Genomic DNA, 19,660 nt, shown 5'->3' on the forward strand with positions numbered 1-19,660 from the left:
CGAATTGAATGCTGATGGGCGAGACACTCGGCCTGGCTCCGGCAATGGCCCGCGCCAACTATCTGCACCAGTTGCCTGGGTTACAGGATGGTCGCGGGCGGTTCGAGCGTCTGCCAATCAGCGGTTTGCGCGTGGCGCCCTTGGGGGCCGCCGTGGAATTCTTGCCATTCTAACCGGAAAACCAGGCGCACTGACGACAGATTATGGCGGGCACATTGGCCTTGGCAAGGGCTGGAAAAACTCTCACAGCTACCCCTGGTCGCGGCATGCCTGGCCAGTTTTGCTACACTCTGGCTGCCCAGCACTGGCTGCTCGCTCATTTGCGTAGCACCAGGCGAACCCGGCAGACCAGTTCGGATGTCACCCGACAATCGTGGTTCCAAAAGGATGATTCCAGAGGATGATAAGGATCGCTAGCAGTCGTTTACCGATGCGCGGGCTGATGTTCGCAGGCCTTTGGCTCGTTTTCACCCAGGCCGATCCCTTGTCTTGGATCATCGGCCTGCCCGTGGTATTAGCGGCCACCTGGGCGAGCAGGCGGCTGGAAGTTTCCCATCCGCGCCCGGTGCTGCGCGGGCCTGCCGGTTCGTCACTGGGGCTGGCCTCAGTCGATCTGGCCCAGTCCGGGATTGCGCGACCCCTTGCCTCACGGGCGGTGGGCGCGCCCTTGCTGATCATCGACATCCGGCAACTGCCGGCCTTTTTCGGCTTTTTTCTCGTCACCTCGATGCGCGGTGGGATAGATGTCACACGACGCATCCTGGCGCGACCGCTGGCTATTTCACCCGGCTTTCAGACCTATCGCACCGCGCTGCGCCATCCGGGCGCGCAGATTTTTTTTCTCGACCTGATCAGCCTGCTGCCCGGCACTCTGAGCGCCGATCTGGAAGCGCCCGACCGACTGGTGATTCATGTGCTGGATACTGGCGCGGATAATTATCGCGAGCTGGCGCAACTAGAGTTGCAGGTTGCGCGTCTGTTTCGCGAGTCCATCCGGGCTGGAACCCTCTAATGACAACAACCCTCTCAGATGGCACCGGACTGATATGACTTCCTGGCTGCTTGCTTTTGCCAGTTTCCTCCTGACCACCATGGCAATCGGTCTGGTGCGCGCGCTGCGCGGACCGACTCCAGCGGATCGGCTGCTGGCAGTGCAGTTGCTCGGCACTGCCAGCATTGGCGTGCTCCTGCTGCTCGCCGCCGCGCTGGAGGCACCGGCGCTTGCCGATGTGGCGCTGGTGTTCAGCCTGCTCGCTGCGGTCGCAGTTGCCGCACTGACTCGCCGCCGCGCGCCGCCGAGTCCCGCGCCAACGGCCTCAGCGCCTGAATCATCGCCGCAGCCCCACAACAGGTCGAATCGGAGCCAGACATGACGACCCTGTTGATGATCTACTCCATCGTTGTAATCGGTGCTGGTCTGGTTTTTTTTGCCGCCGGCACCCTGGGCCTGCTGCGACTGCCGGATTTATTTACCCGCCTGCACGCCCTGACCAAGGCCGATAACCTTGGCCTTGGGCTGGTGATTCTCGGCTTATTGCCCTGGGCGCCCAGCCTCTGGTACGCGCTGGAGCTGTTTCTGATCTGGCTGCTGGTGCTGCTCGGCGGTGCCACCGGTGCCCACCTGATCGCCAAGCGCGCCCTGCATGGCGACGGGGAGGATCGGCAATGACAGACACTCCAGCCATGTTCGTTTTCGACATCCTGATGATCTCCACCCTGCTCGGCCTGGCAATCTCGACCCTGAGCAGCCGCGACCCGCGTCGCGCGGCCATTCTGTTCATCGCCTTCGGGTTGTGGCTGTCAATTGTCTGGGCAAGGCTTGGCGCGCCAGATGTGGCCCTGGCCGAAGCGGCCATTGGCGCAGGACTGGGTGGCGCCCTGATGCTGGCGGCCGCGCGGCGCATGCCGGGTAGCCGGGAGCCTGGCAAGCCCGAGGCAAGGGAGCCAGAACCGGTCGCAGCCGCGCCGGATGTGCCTGCACCTGAAGGTGACTACGCGCCTGAAACGAGTGCCGAGCTTGAGCCTGAGTTACAAGCACCTGAACCGAAACTGGATGCCGAGCCGCCCGAGCCTGAGAAAGAAGCAACGCCCGAGCCATCCGCGCCCGAGCAGGCCCTATCTCCGCCAGCGCCCGCGGAACCAGAACCACCAGTAGCAAAGGCTGCCATCGCCGAATCAGGCGCGGTGGATGCTGGACCGGAGGCTGGGTCTCCAACCGCTCAGCCCGTAGCCCCCCTATCCGAGCCCCAACCCCCGCTTAAGCCAAAGCCAAAGCGCAAGCTCAAACCCAAGCCTAGGCCCAAATCAGAGCCACCTGATCGGAGCCCGCCCAAATGAGCATGCGCCTGGAGCCCAAGCCTCAGCAATCCGCTGCCATTCTGGTGGTGGTTTTTCTGGTACTGCTGGTGGGCCTGCTGCAGTGGGTCTTTTTCAGCCATCAGCTGGAGTCGGCCACCACCGGGCTGGCGGCACCGGCCCAGGCCGAACTGGTGCGCACAGGGGTCACCAATCCGGTCACCGCCGTACTGCTCAATTTTCGCGCACTCGACACCTTGTTGGAGCTTGCCGTGCTGCTTGCAGCCCTGTTAGGCATCTGGTCGCTTGGGGCCGCCACACCCGGCTATCAGCGCGCCGGGCCAGTCTATGCCGGCATGGTGGCCTGGGTGGTGCCTTTGTTGATCATTACGGCGGGTTATCTGCTGTGGATTGGCGCCAAGGCACCGGGCGGCGCGTTTCAGGCCGGCGCCCTGCTTGCGGCAGCTGGGGTCATTCTGCGTCTTGGGGGCGCGGCAAGTGCCGGGCTTCCGAGCGTGTCCGCGCAGCGCTGGCTGGCAGTTGCCGGTATTGCTGTTTTTGCCCTGGTCGGCTTGGGAACAATGCTAGCGGGGCGCGACTTCCTTAACTATCCGCCAGCCTGGTCCGGCTGGCTGATTTTGGCAATTGAGGTCTTCGCCACCCTGACCATTGCGACGCTGCTGGCAGCGGCCTATGTGGGGAGCGAGGATGACCCTTACGACAAGAAGAGATGACGACGGGGTCATGGGGTTTCTTCACGCGTTTCTCACTGCTTTGCACTCACCTCTCAACACCATGACGAGAAGATCATGACAGCTGAGTTTCTCTACGCAGGTGCCGGCTTTGCGCTCTTTGGGCTTGGCGCCTGGTCCTTTCTGCTCCACCGGGCGCTGCTGCGCAAGCTGATTGCGATGAACATCATGGGCAGCGGTGTCTTTCATCTGCTAATCGCGGTCGCTGGGCGCGCTGGGCCACCCGCTGACCCTATTCCGCATGCCCTAGTGCTGACTGGTATTGTGGTCGCTGTCAGTGCCACGGCCCTGGCGCTTGCCTTTGGGCGCGCACTGGAAACCGCCACCGATGACTGAAACCCTCGCTCTAGCCCTGGTGTTGCCCTTGGGCGGCGCGCTGCTGACAGTGGTGCTGCCAGGGCAGGCAGCACGTCTTGGCCTGCTGGCAGTGGCGCTCAATACGCTGAATACCGCCTTACTGACCCTCGGTGTCTGGCAGCAGGGTGCCTTGCACGCGGATTTTGGTGGCTGGGGCGCACCGCTCGGAATTGGCTTTGTCGCCGATGGCCTAAGCACAGCCATGCTGGCGATGACAGCGCTGGTCACCCTGGTGATCAGCATCAACGCCGCCGACTACTTTCGCGACCCGGCGCGCGCGCGCCACTTCTGGCCGCTGTGGCTGCTGCTGCTCACCTCCCTAAACGGCCTTTTTCTGTCAGCCGATCTGTTCAATCTCTACGTGAATCTGGAACTCTTGGGGCTGACGGCTGCCGCTCTGGGCGCGCTTGGCGGACAGCGCGCGGCACTGGAGGCAAATCTGCGCTATCTGCTGGTCGGACTGCTCGGCTCCATGACCTATCTGCTGGGTGTGGCACTGGTCTATTCCGGATTCGCGACCCTGGATTTTGCACTGCTCACAGAACGACTCACCGCCGGGTTGGCCGAGGGCCAGATGCCAAGCCCCATCGCCGCGACAGCGCTGGGGCTGATGGTGCTGGGACTAGCGCTCAAGGCTGCGCTCTTTCCGTTGCACTTCTGGCTGCCACCCGCTCACGGCAGTGCGCCGGCCCCTGTCAGTGCTGCGCTCTCGGCGCTGGTGGTCAAGGCGGCTTTTTACTTGATTTTGCGCCTGTGGCTACTGGTCTTCGCGCCTGTGACCACTCAGGGCGCGGCCAATCTGCTCGGACTGCTTGGCGCTGGCGCAGTGCTCTGGGGCTCCTGGCAGGCATTGCGCGCCGAGCGCCTCAAGCTGCTGGCGGCCTATTCGACTGTGGCTCAACTTGGCTATCTGTTTGTGTTTTTCCCCATCATGCAGGCCTTGCCTGCTGGTGATGCACGCGACAACCTGCTGGTGGCCCTAGCGCTGATGGCCATCACGCATGGCTTTGCGAAGTCCGGCTTTTTTCTCGCAGCGGGCTTCATGCAGAAGCAAGCCGGGCATGATCGCATCGCCGACCTGGGCGCCACCATGCAACGGCTACCAGCCACCACCCTGACCCTTGCGCTGGCTGGCATGGCCCTGATCGGCCTGCCGCCAAGCGGCAATTTCACCGCGAAGTGGCTACTACTTGGCGGCGCCTTCGCCACCGGGCAGTGGTGGTGGGTACTAGTACTCTTTGCTGGCACGCTGCTGGCGGTAGCCTATGTGTTCCGGCTGCTGACTCAAGCTTTCGGGCTGGAGCCCACACCAAGGCGCTTCTTCACTCAGGCCGGTGCCGAGGTGCCGGCGCTACTGCTGGCCGTGATGGCGGTTGGGGTGTTAGGGCTCACTACCGCGCCGCTGTGGCGCCTGCTGGGTGTTACCGGAGGGGCGTCATGACCACGAGCTTTGACCATCTGCTGCCGGTTGCCATTGTGCTGAGTTCGCTACTGCCCGGTCTGGCAATCTTTCTGGTGGCGGAAGACAACCGTCGCCTGCGCACCCTGCTGAACCTGACCGGCGCCATCGTCAAGCTGCTACTGGTCGGGGTGCTGGTCTGGGGGGTCTACCACGACCACGCCTATCGCGCCGAGCTGCCGCTTGCCCCCGGGCTGAGCTTGATTTTACGGGCTGACGCGCTCTCTGTGCTGTTTGTCACCCTATCGACCGTGCTCTGGTTGGTGACCACCATTTATGCTGTCGGCTATCTGGAGCACTCGCCCAATCGTAGCCGCTTCTTCGGCTTTTTCAGCCTGTGCGTCACCGCAACTGTGGGTGTCGCACTGGCCGGGAACCTGTTCACCTTTGTGGTCTTCTACGAGATTCTGACTCTGGCCACCTATCCGCTGGTCTCGCATCGCGGCACGCCAGATGCGACTGCCGGAGCACGGGTCTATCTTGCCTATACCATGGTCGGTGGGGCGTTGCTGCTCACTGGCGCTGTCTGGCTTCAGGGGTTGATCGGCCCGGTTGATTTCACCCAAGGCGGGCTCTTGTCGGATCAACCGTCAGCGTTGTATCCGCAGTTCATCGCGATTTTTCTGCTGTTGCTGGCTGGGCTGGGAGTCAAGGCGGCGTTAGTGCCCCTGCATGGTTGGCTACCGCGCTCCATGGTGGCGCCCGCGCCGGTCAGTGCCCTGTTGCATGCGGTCGCTGTGGTCAAGGCCGGTGCCTTTGGCATTGTGCGGCTGGTCTACGACATCTATGGCGTTGAGTTCGCCCATTCGCTCGGCCTACTGACCATCCTCGGCGCTCTGGCTTCAATCACCATCATTTATGGTTCCATGATGGCGCTCAGTCAGGATGGGCTGAAAAAGCGCCTGGCCTACTCGACCGTCAGTCAGGTGTCTTACATTGCGCTGGGCGCCTCCATCCTCGGGCCAGTCGCGACCATTGGCGGCATGGTGCATCTGGTGCATCAGGGCATCATGAAGATCACGCTGTTTTTGTGCGCGGGGAATTATGCCGAGACCCTGGGCGTGCACAAGGTCAGCGAGATGAATGGCATCGGCCGTCGCATGCCCTGGACCACTCTGGCCTTCAGTGTCGGGGCGCTGGGCATGATCGGCATTCCGCCTATCGCTGGCTTTATCAGTAAATGGTATCTGGGCATGGGCGCAATCGAGGCCGGCATGCCCTGGGTCCTGCTGGTACTGGCGGTCAGTACCCTGCTAAATGCCGGCTATTTTCTGCCAATTCTCTTTCGCGCCTGGTTCCGCGAACCACCGGCAGACTGGCCACATGAGGAAATCCCGCGCCGACGACTGGAAACCCACGCCACCCTGCTATGGCCGCCTCTGATTACTGCCGCTTTGTGCCTGATCGCCGGACTATTGGCAGCCGCACCCTTCAGTCCGCTGGAGTGGACAGAGCTCATCGCGCGGCGTGAGTATCACGGATGAGTGCTTTCACCTCCCCCGCCTGGCTGCTGCTGGCGCTCTGGGTCTGGCCGCTGCTGCTGGCCCCTCTGGCTGCACGCTGGCGCTGGACCTGGCTGCCGGCTTTGGGGGCGCTGCCGGCGTTGGGTGCGGCCATGGTGCTGCCGGCCAACTCCCGGCTTGAATTGCCCTGGCTGATGCTGGGCACTGAACTGGGGCTGGATACCGCCGGGCGCGTGGTTTTGCTGTTCAGTGCAGTGTTGTGGCTGCTCGCTTCAGTCTTTGTTGCCGGCCTGATGCGAACCGGTCTCTCACAACAGGGGCCAGACAACCTCGGGCAGCGCCGTTTCAATGCGTTCTTTCTGCTCGCCATGAGCGGGCAGTTGTGGGCGGTGGTCGGATTGGATGTCATCAGCTTCTATGTTGGCTTCGCCATCATGGGGCTGGCGTCCTATGCACTAGTGGTCGCCGATGGCAGCGTCGCAGCCTTGCGCGCCGGGCGGCTTTATCTGGCGATGACGATGCTCGGCGAGGTGGCGCTGTTCGCGGGGCTGGTGAGTGTCTCCGCCCAGAGCGCGACCCTGACACCGACACCTGAACTGCTGGCGCAAGTCAGTGATTTGAGCCTGGCCTTGGTGCTGGTGGGCCTGGGGGTGAAGGCGGCCATTGTGCCTCTGCATCTGTGGCTGCCGCTGACCTATCCAGCCGCGCCGGTCGCCGCGACCGCGGTGCTGAGCAGTGCCATGATCAAGGTCGCGCTGCTTGGCTGGCTGCGCTGGCTGCCGCTCGGGGCCGTGACCTGGCCGGGCTGGTCGCTGGCGCTGGTCATCATTGGGCTGACCACGGCCCTTTATGCGCTGCCGATCGGCCTGATGCAGCGCGACCCTAAGGTCGTGCTGGCCTATTCAAGCATCAGCAAAATGGGCTTTCTGCTGCTGTTGACCGGCCTGATGCTCGGCCAGCCGGAATTGGTCGGAGTGGGCGTGACGGCCATGGTCTTCTACGCCGCCCACCATGCGCTCACCAAGGCGGGGTTATTTCTGGGGCTAGGTCTGTACGAGCAAAAGACACTTCCGGGCGGCCAGCGCGCGCGGCGCTGGCTGCTGGTGGGTCTGGGCTTTCTGGCTCTGACGCTGGCCGGCGCACCTCTGACCAGTGGCGCCCTGGCCAAATACCTGACTAAGCCGTTATTGCAAGATGCGCCTTGGAGTTGGTTGAACCCACTGCTATGGCTGATGACGCTGGCCACTGTGGCGCTGATGGCACGCTTCTTCTGGCTGATTGTTCGCACCGCTGATGCGCGTGCCTTGGCCCAGCATGAACGTCCGGAAACTGCGTTTAGCGCACTGGAGGCCCAAACCCTTTCCGTGCGTCCGAGGGTTATCCCGCCGCTGATCGGCTGGAGCCTGCTGGTAGGGCTGATTGCCGCACTGCCCTGGGTTTTTGGTCCGGCCTCGGCCTGGCTGAGCAATACCGCGAATACGGTGGTTGCCCTGGCTGCCTGTGCCGCCGTGCTGCTTTTGGCGCGGCGCGGCTTTAACCCGCTATCAAAGCTGGTGGGCCGGTTACCTCCAGGCGATCTTCTGCCCCTGGTTCTGCGCGGCGCGCGCGGGCTAAGCACCGCCGCCAACTGGCTGTGGCAGGGCTGGCAAGACGCACGCGATGCCCTCGCGCGCTGGCTGGTTGGGGGCGGGCTTGCGCAACTTGCACTCGATACGGCTTCCGGGGCTTGGGTGGAAACCAGGCTGCGCGCTTGGTCAGTGGCGGGGGCACTGTGGCTGGCTTTCGGCATTTTGTTGCTGTTTTTGCTGCTGGCAGGTGGTCTGTGATGCGCACCCGCCTTTGCTCTGGTCTGCGCTCGCGCGTTTGGCGGCTTAGGACCGCGATCCCGGGGAGATTTTCGCCGTGGCGATGCTGAACGGCTTCTGGCTGCTGTTCGCCTGGGTCTGGCCGCTGCTGCTGGCCGGGCCGGCTCTGGCAAGGCGGCTGTGGTGGCTTTCGCCGCTGGGGGCGCTGCCGGCCCTGCTGATTGCCTTCGCCCTGCCAGTCGACACCCGCGTCGAATTGCCCTGGCTGTTGCTCGGCACCCACCTGGGACTGGATACCACCGGCCGAATCTTTTTGATATTCACCGCCATGCTGTGGCTCGCGGCTGGGATATTCGCAGCCAGTCAGCGCTGGCGCGCGCTGGCGGCGGACGAGGATGATCGCCGCGCGGCGCGTTTCAATGCCTTCTTTTTGCTGGCGATGGGCGGCAACTTCTGGCTCATTCTGGGGCTCGACCTGGCCAGTTTCTATGTTGGCTTTGCCATCATGGGGCTGGCATCTTACATTCTGGTAATACACGACGGCACCCGTGCCGCGCTGCGTGCTGGCAAAGTCTATCTGATCATGGCGCTGCTCGGGGAGGTACTGCTATTCGCTGCCTTGGCGATGATTGCCGCCGAGACTGGCACCACGGCACCCAATCCACAGCAACTGGCGGTACTGAGCGATCTGGCCATTGCCCTGGCTTTGCTGGGGCTGGGAGTGAAGGCAGGCATTTTTCCGCTGCATCTGTGGCTGCCGCTGGCGCATCCGGCGGCACCCATTGCCGCCAGTGCGGTGCTGAGCGGCACCATGATCGAGGTCGCGCTGCTCGGCTGGCTGCGCTTCCTGCCGGTGGGCGAACTGGCACTGCCGCACTGGGGCACGGCGCTGATCCTGCTCGGGCTGTTCACCCTGTTTTTCGGCCTAGTCCTGGGCCTGATGCAACGTGATCTCAAGGTCATCCTGGCCTATTCGAGCATCAGCAAAATGGGCTTTCTGCTGGTGCTGCTGGGGCTAACGCTATTGCAGCCGGCGTTGGCACCGCTCGGCGTGACGGCTATTGCGCTCTATGCGGCCCATCATGGGTTGGTCAAGGGAGGGCTTTTTCTCGGCGTCGGGCTGCGCAAGCACGCCGAGGCGATGCGCCAGCCGCTGATTCTGGGCGGGCTTGGCTTTCTCGCCCTCGCCATGGCCGGCGCGCCCCTGACCACGGGCGCCGTGGCCAAGGATGCCACCAAGCCGCTGCTCGCTGGGCTGCCACCGACCTGGCTGTGGCTGGGATTGGCGCTGACCTTATCCACCATAGTCACCACGGCGCTAATGGCCCGCCTGCTGTGGCTTGCCAAAGGCACCCGCGCGCATCCGCTGGCCGGCGAGGGCGCCGCGGAAATTGCTTGGGCGCTGCTGCTACAGACCATCATTATCCTGCCCTTCGCGCTGGCCGAGCCCAAGACGCTGCTTGCCAATGGACTGCCAGTCGCGCTCGGTCTTGGGCTAGTGGCAGCGGCTGTCTGGCTAGCCAGGCGCGGGCAACAGCCGCTGGCTCAGTTGGTCGGGCGAGTACCGCCGGGAGATCTGCTGGAATGGCTGGTACCCATCTATCGACTGATGCAATTGCTGGGCGCTCTGCTTTGGTTCCACTGGCAGGCATTGGTCAGTCGCATTGGTGCCTGGGCGTCTCAAGCCGTGAGCCAGCGCTTCACCCGCCCGCCGGGCGACCCGGAGCGCGAGTTACGCGCTTGGCCGGTGGCAGGCGCACTCTGGTTGGCAGTCGGTGCGGTGCTGCTGTTCTCGCTGCTGGGCGGGCCAGCCGAGTTTGGGCCTGTCCGCCAACCCATGGCTGCCAGTCACCCCCTGGCCGCAACCAAGGCCACCGAGTCCAATCCGGAGCCTCGGCCACTGGCGATGCGACCGATTGAGGAGGAGACCACCGGCGTCATCCCGGCCGACCCCTGGAAAACACAGCAGCCGGCCCCGCCTGCTGCGCCATCACCAAGCGCGAACCACAGCGATGGCGACAGCCGAGCCCATAAGATCGCAGGCGCTGACGCCGCCAACCAACCCGTTGCATCAGACAGCGCCGTGCCCGCCGAAGCATCGCCCCTGCAATGCCAGGATAATGCCCTTTTCATCTTTACCCAGGCTGATGATCCCGGCACATTCATTGAGCTGACCCAGTGCGTTGCCGATGAGGCGGGCGGTCTGCGAGCGCTCGCCGAGCCCGAAACCAGCAACCGCTTGGTGCTGGTGCTACAGCGCAATCTTCAATGGCTCGGCTATGCGCCCGGCAGCACTGACGGCATGATCGGCCCCGCCACCAGGGATGCCATTCGCGCCTTCGAGCAAGCCAATGGCCTGCGCTCGACCGGTGGCATCAGCTTCCGGCTGCTGCACGCCATGAATGCCGAGATCGCGCGTCGTCAACCCATCAGCGAGCCATAGCCCCTGTGAGGCGACGGCCCTCACGAACGGATACCCTGGGCAGGCAGCTGATCCCGGCTCGAGCCACTCCCTGAGGCGAGCAGCTCAGGGGCATTGAACAGCCCTACCCCGCCCCCAGTTGCAGCATAGCGTTGGCTTGGCTGACCAGATCTTCGATCATCACCTCGAGTTGCGCAAGATGGATTTCCTTGAGTCCCAGCACTTGGGCCTCGTTGGTGGCAGCCAGCACGATGTCGGGATCGGCAGTCTGCCCGATGCCGAGCTTGCGGCACAACATATCGAGCAGCCGGGTCACCGCCATTGAGGGGTCTTTTTCATCGAAGGTGCTTTTGTGGTGATCCCGCGCCACCAATGCGTAATGCTTGGGCAACTCCCACTTGAGCATCAGGCGATAGCCGATCTCACAGTGCATGGCCTCAAGAACTTCCTCAATCAGAGCGTCGGTGATGGCGGTTGATGCGCTATCGTCCTCGGCCAGGCCGTCGAGCACCTTGAGCAGGAACAATTCGCCAATATCATGCAGTAACCCGCACAGAAAGGCCGTTTCTGCTTCGCTACGCTGACCATAATTCTCGACGACCCAGCGCGCGCCAGACGCACACACATAGGCGCGCTGCCACAATCCGGTCATGCGCTCGCCAGTTAATGGCAGTTTCGACTGGTAGGCCAAGAGTTGCGAGGCCATCATGGCCAGACTGGCCACTTTGTTAATACCGAGCCTGAGCACCGCGCCACTCAGGGTATCGACCTGCTTGAGCCCGCCGAAGAACGAAGAGTTAGCGACCTGGAGGATACGGCTAGTCAGCGCCTGGTCTTTCATGATCAGATCAGTGACCTGTTTCATGGTCGCGGTCTCGGACGTCTTGAGCTTTTGCAGCTCCAGCGCCACGCGGTTAAACACGGGCAATTGTTGACTGTCAGCGTCGAAATGTTCGTCGATCAGTTCCGCCAGGGACTTCTCACTCATTGTCTGATGCTCAATTTATTGCGTTGGTGAACGCGGGCAAGCCATCCCGGCGCGAGCCACATCCATGCGGCCAGGCACTGGGACCACCACGCAAAGGGTTTAGTTGCGGCACCTAGATGCAAAGGCGTCCGGAAAGAATGCCGGCGACCATTAGATTTGGGTGCGGCTCCTTTAGAACGACGCTCAGCGACTAGAAAACAACAGCTTAACCAGCTAGAAACCTGAGGACAGGGAAGACAGGGCCTCCACTCGGGTGCGAAACTGAAGGGACGAAACTTTTGTCACGGACCCTGAGGAGACCCTGTCGATGCCATGCTACACGATTTCTTTGCCAAGCCTCGATTGCTACGAGGGGGCGATCGCGCAGTTCGTCCAACTGCTTGAGACGCTGAGCGGGGAGCAAGCCCAACATGCCACGCACGGGGAAATCGAAGCGCTGGTGCAACAGGGCGGCATGAAGCTGCTGTGTGAGATGGTCCAGTCGCACCTGGAACAAAGAGCGCGAGAGGAACCGCGGTATGCGTCCGTGATTGGCGCCGATGGTTATCCCCGGACCCATCATCGCGCCGGCTGTACCCGACTTCTGGAGACCCGCTTTGGGGAAGTGACCGTCACGCGCCGGGGCTACGGTGCGCGGGGACTCCAGAGCGTCTTCCCCTTGGATGCTGAGCTGAATCTGCCCCCGGGCAGGTATTCCCATGGCCTGTGCGAGGTGCTGGCCGGTGAGGTCGTGAACAACTCCTTCGACGCCGCGCTTGCGGCACTCGAACAAGCCGGCGGCGGGACGCTGGCCAAGCGCCAAGCCGAGGAGGTGGCCGTGCATCTGAGCCAGGACTTCGACGCCTTCTACGCCCAACCCTTTGTCCCCCAGGAGCCGAATGAAGCGAGCGAACGCCTCCTGATCATCAGTGCTGACGGCAAGGGCATCGTGATGCGCCCCAGCGATTTGCGCGAGGCCACCCGCAAGGCGCGCGAGCGCCAAGCGCACAAGCAACAGACCCGGCTGAGTCCTGGGGAGAAAAAGCAGCGCAAACGCATGGCCACCGTCGCCTCGGTCTATGAGGTCGAGCCCTACCCACGCACCCCAGAGCAGATCTTTGATCCCAAACAAGCCCCCGCGGGCAAACGTCCCGAAGTCCAGAACAAACGCACCTGGGCACGCGTGGAGGCCGATCAGCGCACCGTCATCGAGCAGGCGTTTGAGGAGGCCATGCGCCGCGACCCGGATCAGCACCGCCGCTGGGTGGTGCTCTGTGACGGTCAGGAAGATCTGCTGCGCCAAGTCACAGCCGCGGCCGAGCGCTACAAGGTCGAGGTGGTGGTGATCCAGGACTTCATCCATGTGCTGGAATATCTGTGGAAAGCCGCGCATGCGCTCTTTCCCGAGACCCCCGCGGAGCGCGAGCAGTGGGTGATGGAGCGCGCCATGGCCATCCTCGAAGGTCGCGCCCACGACGTGGCCGTGGGACTGCGCCGCGCGGCAACGCGCAAGCAACTCGGCGAGACGGCGCGCAAACCCATCGATAAGGCGGCCGACTATATCGACAACAACCGCGAGCGCCTCGAATACGACCAAGCGCTTGCGCTGGGGCTGCCAATCGCCACTGGTGTGATCGAAGGCGCCTGTCGCCATCTCGTCAAAGATCGCATGGATCTCACCGGGGCGCGTTGGGGGCTGGCCCGCGCCGAGGCGATCCTGAAACTGCGCTCACTAAAGATCAGTGGGGACTTGCCGGCCTATCTTGCGTTTCACTTCGACGCTGAGCACCGACGCCACTATCCAGGACCACCGATCCCGCTGGACTTGCCCGTGGCGGCATGATGTCTCACTTGCGCCATCACCATCGACCGGAAACGTCGCCCGCAACCGCTGGATTCTGCGGCGCTTGGCGTCGTTCCAAAAGAGCCGCACCCATTAGATTTTGACAGCACCAACCATGGCCACGACTTCGCGATAGGAGCGCGGGCGTCCAATGCGCGGCAGATGACCGAGCACCTCTTTGATGGTGGTCATCCCTTGGGCCGCTTTGGCCAGGCCGTCTTCCATCAGACTCACCAGCCCGGCGGTCTCGATACTAATGCGCCGAATCTCGCCAGAGGAGCGACGATTCAACACCGCATCCTTGACACCATCGTTTGGCAACAGCAACTCGAAGACGCCGACCCGACCCGCGTACCCGGTGAAGTTGCAATAGCGGCAGCCGCGCCCAAGACGGAACTGGCCGCCAGCAGCATCCGCTTGGGTCCAGCCGATGCGCTGCAAATCGTGCGGCGTTGGCTGATAGCCTTCGGAGCAACGATCACACACTTTACGAAGCAACCTCTGAGCCAGCACCGCGACAACGGTTGACGAGATCAGAAAGGTTTCAATGTCCATGTTCATGAGCCGCAACAAAGCACCAATACTGTCCTCAGTATGAAAGGTCGAAAGCACCTTGTGACCGGTGAGTGCCGCTTGAATTGCTGACTCGGCGGAGAATTTGTCGCGAATCTCGCCCAGGACAATCACATCCGGGTCCTGACGCACTAGGGCGCGCAAGGTTTCAGCGAAGGTGAGATTGATCTTGGGGTTGACGCTGCATTGGGCAATGCCGTCGATGACATACTCAACTGGGTCTTCTGCCGTGGCAATACTGGTCTCCATATCATTGAGCTTATTGACACAGCCATAGAGGGTGGTGGTCTTGCCCGAGCCGGTTGGCCCGGTCACCAGAATAACCCCGCTGGGCAGTTCGAGCGCATGGTCGTTGAAGCGTTCGAGCATTCTTGGGGCGATACCAGAGGCGTCGATATCGAGCAACTCAGCCTTGCGGCTCAGCAGCCTCAACACGATTTTTTCGCCAAAAACGGTCGCGTAGAAGGATGCGCGCACATCGCAACGACGCCCCGAGACCGGGTCATCGAAGCGGAAACCGCCGTCCTGATGGCGCCGCCGCTCGGCAATATCGGCCTTGGCCAGCACTTTCAGCCGGCTCGCGATGGCCGGCGCCAATTCGCGATCAATTTCCCACACTTGCATCAGCACGCCATCAATGCGGTAACGCACCCGCAACATGTGGCGCATGGGCTCGATGTGAATATCGCTAGCGCCTTTATCGAGCGCATTCAAAATCAGCGAATCGACCTGACGGGTGACGTCAGATTCGTTGGTTTCGCTCTTGCGCTGCTTGGCATGCTGGCGGCTCGCCTCGTAGGAGCGGATGGTCTCGTCGAGGGCGCGGCGAGTGGCAATCACCGGCACCACCCGACCAAAAGCGGCATCCGCCCCGTGTCGGGCGGCCGAATCGAGCGGGTCAGTGAAGGCAACCAACACGCCTTCAGCCTCGCGCCGCAGCGGCATCGCGGCCAGCCGCCGGCACCAGTCCGGCGTCACCAGCTTGAGCAGTTCCTGATCGACCTGCGAGAAGTTCGGCGACTCGACCAGAAAATCGAGCTGGTCGGCAAGTACTTCGATCAGCCGCTGCTCAGAGATCAGCCCCATATCGAGCAGAATCTCACCCAGGCGCTTGCCTTGATATTCCGGTTCCGACTGCGCTTCAAGAGCCGCGCGCAGATCGCGCGGCTTCAGATAGCCAAGCTCGACCATCACATCGCCGAGATGGATTCTGGCTCCCTGGTCGCGCAGCGCCGCGCGCAATCGATCAGAGGAAAGATAGCCAAGTTCAGTCAGAACCCGGGTCAGCGAAAAATCCTCGCCCAGCTTGCTTCGAACGCGCATTGCGTGATTTATCTGCTCAGGGCTGACCGCACCGGCCTCGATCAGAAGCCGTGCAATCTCGGCGCTCGGAGTCGCCGCCTGAGGCATAGGTGCCGGCGGCGGCGCCCCTGATCCTTGCTCGTCATCCCCTTGCAATTCAGCATTCACGTCAGACTCCAAAACTTTGAGACCACGCCGAGCAATATGTGTTGGCGGCGTCATAGTCTTGGTGGCCGCCTCATAGTCAACGCCAGGCGCCTGGGCAGCTGCGTTCACAGATTAGCAGCTGTCCGTGAGCTAGATGCTTTTTGCCCACTGATAGCTAGTGGCGGCCCGCTTCATCCGCGCTCGTGCCGAGATCGCCAGCTGGATCGCTCTCCGAGTCGGTTGGCGAAATCGCGAAACGCTGACTAAAGCGGATCACTAAAATCGCCAGGGATACCAGCAGGATTGCAGCCCCCTCGTAGAGCAGCAGTTCGCCTTCGATTTCCTTGCCCTGTAACACCACCAGCCGTGACAGCGCTGTGACAGCAATAAACATTGGAAAAGTGAAAGGCACTTCTCGATGCTGAAAATACACATTCGCCATGGCCATGATTTCAATAAAAATAAAAATCAGCAGCAGGTCTTCAAGGCGAACATTCCCGCGCTCCGGAATTGCCATGATGATCTGCCCGATCCCGGCCAGTGCCAGCACGCCGACGAGCAGCAGCACCAGCTTCTCGACATAGCCGAAAAGGCGCGAGAGAAAACCATCAATGCGTTGGTCGACTGTCATGATGCTCAGAGAATCCGTATCATTTTAAGATGACACCCGGCACCGGCCGAGAAATGTGCGCAGTCTAGCAAAATCCGCAAGCGGAAATCCCGCAGCTGTCAGCGCATCAAGGTGAAACAACAGCGTCATCCTCCGGGGTCGCCGGAACCATGGGTATTTCGACATGCCAGCGCCGGGTGCGCTAGGAAAAAGATCATTTTGCCCCAAGCCCGCATTCCTTGATAATAGCGCTCTGAAATTCTCTACCCTGACAAGATGTCTTGACGATCGATTCCGCCTGGCTTGCTGAGAATTGCCCGCAACCGACGTTGCTGCCGGGTTCGGTATCCGCACTGGATATCGCCCGCTGGTATGCGCATGATCTGGCCAATTTCCTGCTCGCGCCCTCTTACTGCGATAACCTGCGCACCTATTTGCCGGTCTGGCGTCTGCCGCTGCCAGAGCGCTGGTTTTTCGTCCCGCACTCCGTCGAGGAGACGGCGATGCATTGCTACCGCTCAGCGATTCGCGAGGCGCTTGAGCGCGGGAGCGGGAGCACCGGCGGGCATGAGATTGCCCAAGTCCTGGAAGAATGGGCTGCTGCCCCGGTTTTCAAGCACCCCGAACTCGACGGCATACGGGCTAGCCTGCTGCCTGACCGCACGCTGGAACTGCGCTACCCCGATGCGCTCGGCTCCGACCCAAACACCGCCGCACGCGAGCAATACCGGGTGATTGGTCGCCGGGCACATCATCGCCGTCTGCCGCCAGACTCCGGTAGCACCTGCTGGGCCAAGGAACCCGACTGGGCACCCTGGGTCTGGAATCAGGCGAGTGGGAATCAGGCGAGTGGGAATCAGACGCGCGGAAATCAGGGCAACAGGAGTCAGGACGGCGAGGATATCGTCAATGCCTTTCTCCGCCACGAAGGCGCACAGCCCGATGATGTCAATTAGGACACCAGTTAGGACACCCGATTAGAAACACAGGCACAAGCAGCGGCAGTCCCGCGCGCTTCTGCCTCTAACCTGCTACGGAGAGATGACGCATGACACTGCCAATCGACACCGCCATCAACGCTGGCAACCCAGCGGGCCTGGCGCCCGCCCTTGATGCTCCCTGCGAGCGCATCGCCTTCAGACACCAGCCCAGCCTGGCCTACTACGCCGACCAGCAAGCCACCGGCCGGCCACTGGTGTTAATCCATAGCATCAATGCCGCGCCTAGCAGTTTCGAGGTAAAGCCGCTGTTTGAGCACTACCGCCAGCAACGCCCGGTATTCAGCCTGGATCTGCCGGGCTTCGGCCAGGCCGGACGCGGTCCCTGGAACTACTCCCCTGAGCACTATGCCGAGGCCATCGGACAATTTCTTAAGCAGGTGCCGAATCAGCCGGTCGATCTGCTCGCGCTCTCCTTGAGCAGCGAATTCGCGGTGCGCGCGACCCTGTCGCTGCCAGAGCGGGTGCACTCCCTGGTGCTGATCTCCCCGACCGGCTTCAGCAAGCGCCAGCCACCACCGCGACCGATCAGCAACTTTGTCCACCCGCTATTGGCCGGGCTGCCGTGGAATCAACCCCTGTTTGACCTGGTTGCCTCCCGGCGCAGCATCAACTATTACTTGAGCAAATCCTTCATGCAAGCGGCGCCGCAGGAGATGCTCGACTACGCCTATGCCACCTCGCACCAACCCGGTGCGCGCCATGCGCCCTTGACCTTTCTCTCGGGCAAGCTGTTCACGCTAAAAGCCATGACCAACCTTTACGGCCAGCTGACCACGCACCCCACGCTGGTGCTGGCTGATCGCGACCCCTATGTGCACTTTGAGGGGCTGGATGATTTCATCCCCGCCCATAGCAACTGGCGTCGCGGTCGGGTGGTGCCCAACATGGGCCTACCGCACTGGGAAGATCTACCCGCGACCGTCAAAACCCTGGACGAATTCTGGCACTCGCTGGACTCGCCGTCCGACTGAAAGGACAGCAAGTGACGCGAAAAGTGAAGGGCCAGACCCAATCAGCGGCGCAAAAAGTGCCGGGCGCGCTCAATGGCGCCCGGCACACTGCGCAGCAAATCGACGCCGGCTTTCACCACTCCCTCGGCACGCCCTAGGCGCTCGAGGCGTTTCTGCTCGGCCTCCGGCCAGCGGGTGCGCAGTTGCTGGCGCAATGCTGGCAAATTCCATGCTGGCCTGTTCTCGCCGAGTGCCACCAGTAGTGCCCGCTCGGGCGCTATCGCGAGCGCGGTGCTTGCCGCATGCAGTGCACGCGCCATATTGCGCTCCTTGGCGCCTTGCCCCCTGATCGGATCATAAGGCGGTTGCCAGTCCAACACTGGCTCCAGACGATCAGCATGCGTCAGCACCAACACCAGCGGCACCGGGCGCAGCCGCACATCGGCAGCGACTTGCTCGCGCATGGCGTTAAGCGCGCGCTGATCGGGGGCACGATCAGCGCGATGCGCGGCAACCACCCAAATGACCAGATCCGCCTCGCGTAACTGACCGAGCCATGCGGCATCGCTCTGAACGGCGAGCGACGGGCTGTCGATTAGCTCCCAGGGTTGCGCCTCTGCGCTCATCCCGACTGGCGCACCCGCCCTTGCTGGATTCGCGCTTTCCGCAGCGGCATCCTGCTCCGCCAGCAGTGGCGGCGCCTGATACAGCGTCCAGTCCGAGGTCGTCTGCGTCAGGCCAACTGCTGCCAGCTCGCGCCCAAGCAGCGCATTGACCAGACTGGACTTGCCGCTGTTGCGCTGACCGGTGACCAGTACCCGCAGCGGTCCTGTGGCGGCTTGGTACCTCTGCCGACCGAGCCCCTGCGGTGGCGGCTCGGCGCGCTGGCGATACGCGCCTGAGTAAAGCTCGATGGCGACCTCGCCTACCTCACGCACCAGCAGGGTCGCCATCACCGCGCGCGCCTCGCGCCCAAGCAGGGTGACGCCCTGCTCGATAACCAGCGAGCGCACCTCGGCAATCACCGCGCCGAGCGGATCAGCCAGGCGCATGACGCGCCAGGCATTGGCCAGCCCACGCGCCGGCTTGAGACCGCGCCCAATCAGGTCGCTGCCCCGGGCTGCCCAGCTCAGGCGCAGATGGCGCAGCACCGGCAGCTCGTCGCTCAGAATGTGACGCAGCCGTCGCGCGACCTCCTCGAGCATCAGCAAGACTTCGGGCAGGGTAAAATTCAGCACGGCCGCCTCGTCATCAGGCGCGTAGGCCGAAGCCACGGCATTGACGGTGCGGCGCAGCAGTCGATCAACCGCTTCGCGATTGGCCAGATCCTCTGCCGAGGTCTCGGCCGCGAGCGCTGCCAAGTCCGCGCGCGCCTGACACTCGGCTGCCGCCGCACCCGGTCGCGGTGCGCCCATTAGCCCCCCTGTGGTCGGATCGCTACGCAACAACCGCAGCAGCGCCAGCAGCCCCATGAGTCCCGCGCACAACGCCAGCCACCAGGCCAGCCAGCCCTGCTGGGCGAGCCACAGGAGGCCAAGCGCGGGCAGCAGGGTAAAGGCCGCCGAGACCAGCGTGAGTGTCAGCAGCTCTGGCCACAGGCGCCGCAGCAGCAGACGCCAGTTCAGGGGCGACGGATTTTTGGGATCACTCACGTGGACGGCCTGTATGAAAGATCGGGTTTTTGGTGAGTTCAGCCGACTCAATTAAATGCCTT

Annotated in this window: 18 protein-coding genes; 14 read left to right on the top strand and 4 right to left on the bottom strand. The window is 62.7% G+C overall.

Annotation, left to right across the window (positions count from 1 at the left end):
- Nucleotides 1–8 precede the first annotated feature (8 nt).
- The 11 genes from Thiofri_RS21215 to Thiofri_RS21265 all read left to right on the top strand — a co-directional run bounded on the left by Thiofri_RS21215 (nt 9) and on the right by Thiofri_RS21265 (nt 10,574).
- On the top strand, nt 9–173 hold the full coding sequence (locus tag Thiofri_RS21215) for a hypothetical protein (protein WP_009148144.1): 165 nt from the start codon (nt 9–11) through the stop codon (nt 171–173).
- 269 nt (nt 174–442) lie between these two features.
- Entirely contained in the window at nt 443–1,012 is a 570-nt protein-coding gene (locus tag Thiofri_RS21220; protein ID WP_190275797.1) for a Na+/H+ antiporter subunit E, read from the top strand.
- A gap of 34 nt (nt 1,013–1,046) precedes the next feature.
- Entirely contained in the window at nt 1,047–1,373 is a 327-nt protein-coding gene (locus Thiofri_RS21225) for a monovalent cation/H+ antiporter complex subunit F (protein ID WP_009148146.1), read from the top strand.
- Entirely contained in the window at nt 1,370–1,669 is a 300-nt protein-coding gene (locus Thiofri_RS21230) for a monovalent cation/H(+) antiporter subunit G (protein ID WP_009148147.1), read from the top strand. Before Thiofri_RS21225 ends, Thiofri_RS21230 begins: the two co-directional genes overlap by 4 nt.
- The gene (locus Thiofri_RS21235) at nt 1,666–2,337 is read left to right on the top strand and encodes a Na(+)/H(+) antiporter subunit B (RefSeq protein WP_009148148.1); all 672 of its coding nucleotides are present in this window, start codon (nt 1,666–1,668) and stop codon (nt 2,335–2,337) included. The genes Thiofri_RS21230 and Thiofri_RS21235 overlap by 4 nt, the downstream gene beginning before the upstream one ends.
- Entirely contained in the window at nt 2,334–3,029 is a 696-nt protein-coding gene (locus Thiofri_RS21240; protein ID WP_009148149.1) for an MnhB domain-containing protein, read from the top strand. Before Thiofri_RS21235 ends, Thiofri_RS21240 begins: the two co-directional genes overlap by 4 nt.
- A 75-nt stretch (nt 3,030–3,104) precedes the next feature.
- A complete protein-coding gene (locus tag Thiofri_RS21245; RefSeq protein ID WP_009148150.1) occupies nt 3,105–3,383 on the top strand; it encodes a cation:proton antiporter subunit C in 279 nt (92 codons plus the stop codon).
- Nucleotides 3,376–4,845 (top strand): complex I subunit 5 family protein, encoded by a 1,470-nt coding sequence (locus Thiofri_RS21250; RefSeq protein WP_009148151.1) that lies wholly within the window; start codon nt 3,376–3,378, stop codon nt 4,843–4,845. The genes Thiofri_RS21245 and Thiofri_RS21250 overlap by 8 nt, the downstream gene beginning before the upstream one ends.
- Nucleotides 4,842–6,347 (top strand): complex I subunit 5 family protein, encoded by a 1,506-nt coding sequence (locus Thiofri_RS21255; RefSeq protein ID WP_009148152.1) that lies wholly within the window; start codon nt 4,842–4,844, stop codon nt 6,345–6,347. The genes Thiofri_RS21250 and Thiofri_RS21255 overlap by 4 nt, the downstream gene beginning before the upstream one ends.
- Complete coding sequence (locus tag Thiofri_RS21260; protein ID WP_009148153.1) at nt 6,344–8,152, top strand: complex I subunit 5 family protein; 1,809 nt, start codon at nt 6,344–6,346, stop codon at nt 8,150–8,152. The genes Thiofri_RS21255 and Thiofri_RS21260 overlap by 4 nt, the downstream gene beginning before the upstream one ends.
- Before the next feature lie 82 nt (nt 8,153–8,234).
- Nucleotides 8,235–10,574: a proton-conducting transporter transmembrane domain-containing protein gene (locus Thiofri_RS21265; RefSeq protein ID WP_009148154.1), complete on the top strand. Its 2,340-nt coding sequence runs from the start codon at nt 8,235–8,237 to the stop codon at nt 10,572–10,574.
- A 103-nt stretch (nt 10,575–10,677) separates the two neighbouring features.
- Here the strand turns inward: Thiofri_RS21265 and Thiofri_RS21270 are convergent, their stop codons facing one another.
- A complete protein-coding gene (locus tag Thiofri_RS21270; protein WP_009148155.1) occupies nt 10,678–11,541 on the bottom strand; it encodes an HDOD domain-containing protein in 864 nt (287 codons plus the stop codon).
- Between the two features lie 307 nt (nt 11,542–11,848).
- On the opposite strand from Thiofri_RS21270, the gene Thiofri_RS21275 reads away from it, so the two are divergent.
- The gene (locus Thiofri_RS21275) at nt 11,849–13,363 is read left to right on the top strand and encodes an ISKra4-like element ISThio1 family transposase (RefSeq protein ID WP_323705484.1); all 1,515 of its coding nucleotides are present in this window, start codon (nt 11,849–11,851) and stop codon (nt 13,361–13,363) included.
- 93 nt (nt 13,364–13,456) lie between these two features.
- Here Thiofri_RS21275 and Thiofri_RS21280 read toward each other — a convergent pair whose 3' ends face one another.
- Together Thiofri_RS21280 and Thiofri_RS21285 are read right to left on the bottom strand one after the other, a co-directional pair.
- The gene (locus Thiofri_RS21280) at nt 13,457–15,406 is read right to left on the bottom strand and encodes a GspE/PulE family protein (protein WP_009148451.1); all 1,950 of its coding nucleotides are present in this window, start codon (nt 15,404–15,406) and stop codon (nt 13,457–13,459) included.
- Between the two features lie 154 nt (nt 15,407–15,560).
- Entirely contained in the window at nt 15,561–16,016 is a 456-nt protein-coding gene (locus tag Thiofri_RS21285) for a phosphate-starvation-inducible protein PsiE (RefSeq protein WP_009148452.1), read from the bottom strand.
- A 260-nt stretch (nt 16,017–16,276) separates the two neighbouring features.
- On the opposite strand from Thiofri_RS21285, the gene Thiofri_RS21290 reads away from it, so the two are divergent.
- Nucleotides 16,277–16,951 carry a hypothetical protein gene (locus Thiofri_RS21290; protein ID WP_009148453.1) on the top strand — a complete coding sequence of 225 codons (675 nt, stop codon included), beginning with the start codon at nt 16,277–16,279 and terminating at the stop codon, nt 16,949–16,951.
- Nucleotides 16,952–17,043: 92 nt separating this feature from the next.
- Entirely contained in the window at nt 17,044–17,967 is a 924-nt protein-coding gene (locus Thiofri_RS21295) for an alpha/beta fold hydrolase (RefSeq protein WP_009148454.1), read from the top strand.
- Nucleotides 17,968–18,008: 41 nt separating this feature from the next.
- Here Thiofri_RS21295 and Thiofri_RS21300 read toward each other — a convergent pair whose 3' ends face one another.
- Nucleotides 18,009–19,598 (bottom strand): GTPase family protein, encoded by a 1,590-nt coding sequence (locus tag Thiofri_RS21300; protein WP_009148455.1) that lies wholly within the window; start codon nt 19,596–19,598, stop codon nt 18,009–18,011.
- Between the last annotated feature and the right edge of the window lie 62 nt (nt 19,599–19,660).

The sequence above is a fragment of the Thiorhodovibrio frisius genome (assembly GCF_033954835.1).
GTDB classification, from domain to species: domain Bacteria; phylum Pseudomonadota; class Gammaproteobacteria; order Chromatiales; family Chromatiaceae; genus Thiorhodovibrio; species Thiorhodovibrio frisius.

Coding starts and splice junctions, on each gene's coding strand:
- Thiofri_RS21215 (WP_009148144.1), top strand. CDS start 9: ATGCTGATGGGCGAGACACTCGGCCTGGCTCCGGCAATGGCCCGCGCC.
- Thiofri_RS21220 (WP_190275797.1), top strand. CDS start 443: ATGTTCGCAGGCCTTTGGCTCGTTTTCACCCAGGCCGATCCCTTGTCT.
- Thiofri_RS21225 (WP_009148146.1), top strand. CDS start 1,047: ATGACTTCCTGGCTGCTTGCTTTTGCCAGTTTCCTCCTGACCACCATG.
- Thiofri_RS21230 (WP_009148147.1), top strand. CDS start 1,370: ATGACGACCCTGTTGATGATCTACTCCATCGTTGTAATCGGTGCTGGT.
- Thiofri_RS21235 (WP_009148148.1), top strand. CDS start 1,666: ATGACAGACACTCCAGCCATGTTCGTTTTCGACATCCTGATGATCTCC.
- Thiofri_RS21240 (WP_009148149.1), top strand. CDS start 2,334: ATGAGCATGCGCCTGGAGCCCAAGCCTCAGCAATCCGCTGCCATTCTG.
- Thiofri_RS21245 (WP_009148150.1), top strand. CDS start 3,105: ATGACAGCTGAGTTTCTCTACGCAGGTGCCGGCTTTGCGCTCTTTGGG.
- Thiofri_RS21250 (WP_009148151.1), top strand. CDS start 3,376: ATGACTGAAACCCTCGCTCTAGCCCTGGTGTTGCCCTTGGGCGGCGCG.
- Thiofri_RS21255 (WP_009148152.1), top strand. CDS start 4,842: ATGACCACGAGCTTTGACCATCTGCTGCCGGTTGCCATTGTGCTGAGT.
- Thiofri_RS21260 (WP_009148153.1), top strand. CDS start 6,344: ATGAGTGCTTTCACCTCCCCCGCCTGGCTGCTGCTGGCGCTCTGGGTC.
- Thiofri_RS21265 (WP_009148154.1), top strand. CDS start 8,235: ATGCTGAACGGCTTCTGGCTGCTGTTCGCCTGGGTCTGGCCGCTGCTG.
- Thiofri_RS21270 (WP_009148155.1), bottom strand. CDS start 11,541: ATGAGTGAGAAGTCCCTGGCGGAACTGATCGACGAACATTTCGACGCT.
- Thiofri_RS21275 (WP_323705484.1), top strand. CDS start 11,849: ATGCCATGCTACACGATTTCTTTGCCAAGCCTCGATTGCTACGAGGGG.
- Thiofri_RS21285 (WP_009148452.1), bottom strand. CDS start 16,016: ATGACAGTCGACCAACGCATTGATGGTTTTCTCTCGCGCCTTTTCGGC.
- Thiofri_RS21295 (WP_009148454.1), top strand. CDS start 17,044: ATGACACTGCCAATCGACACCGCCATCAACGCTGGCAACCCAGCGGGC.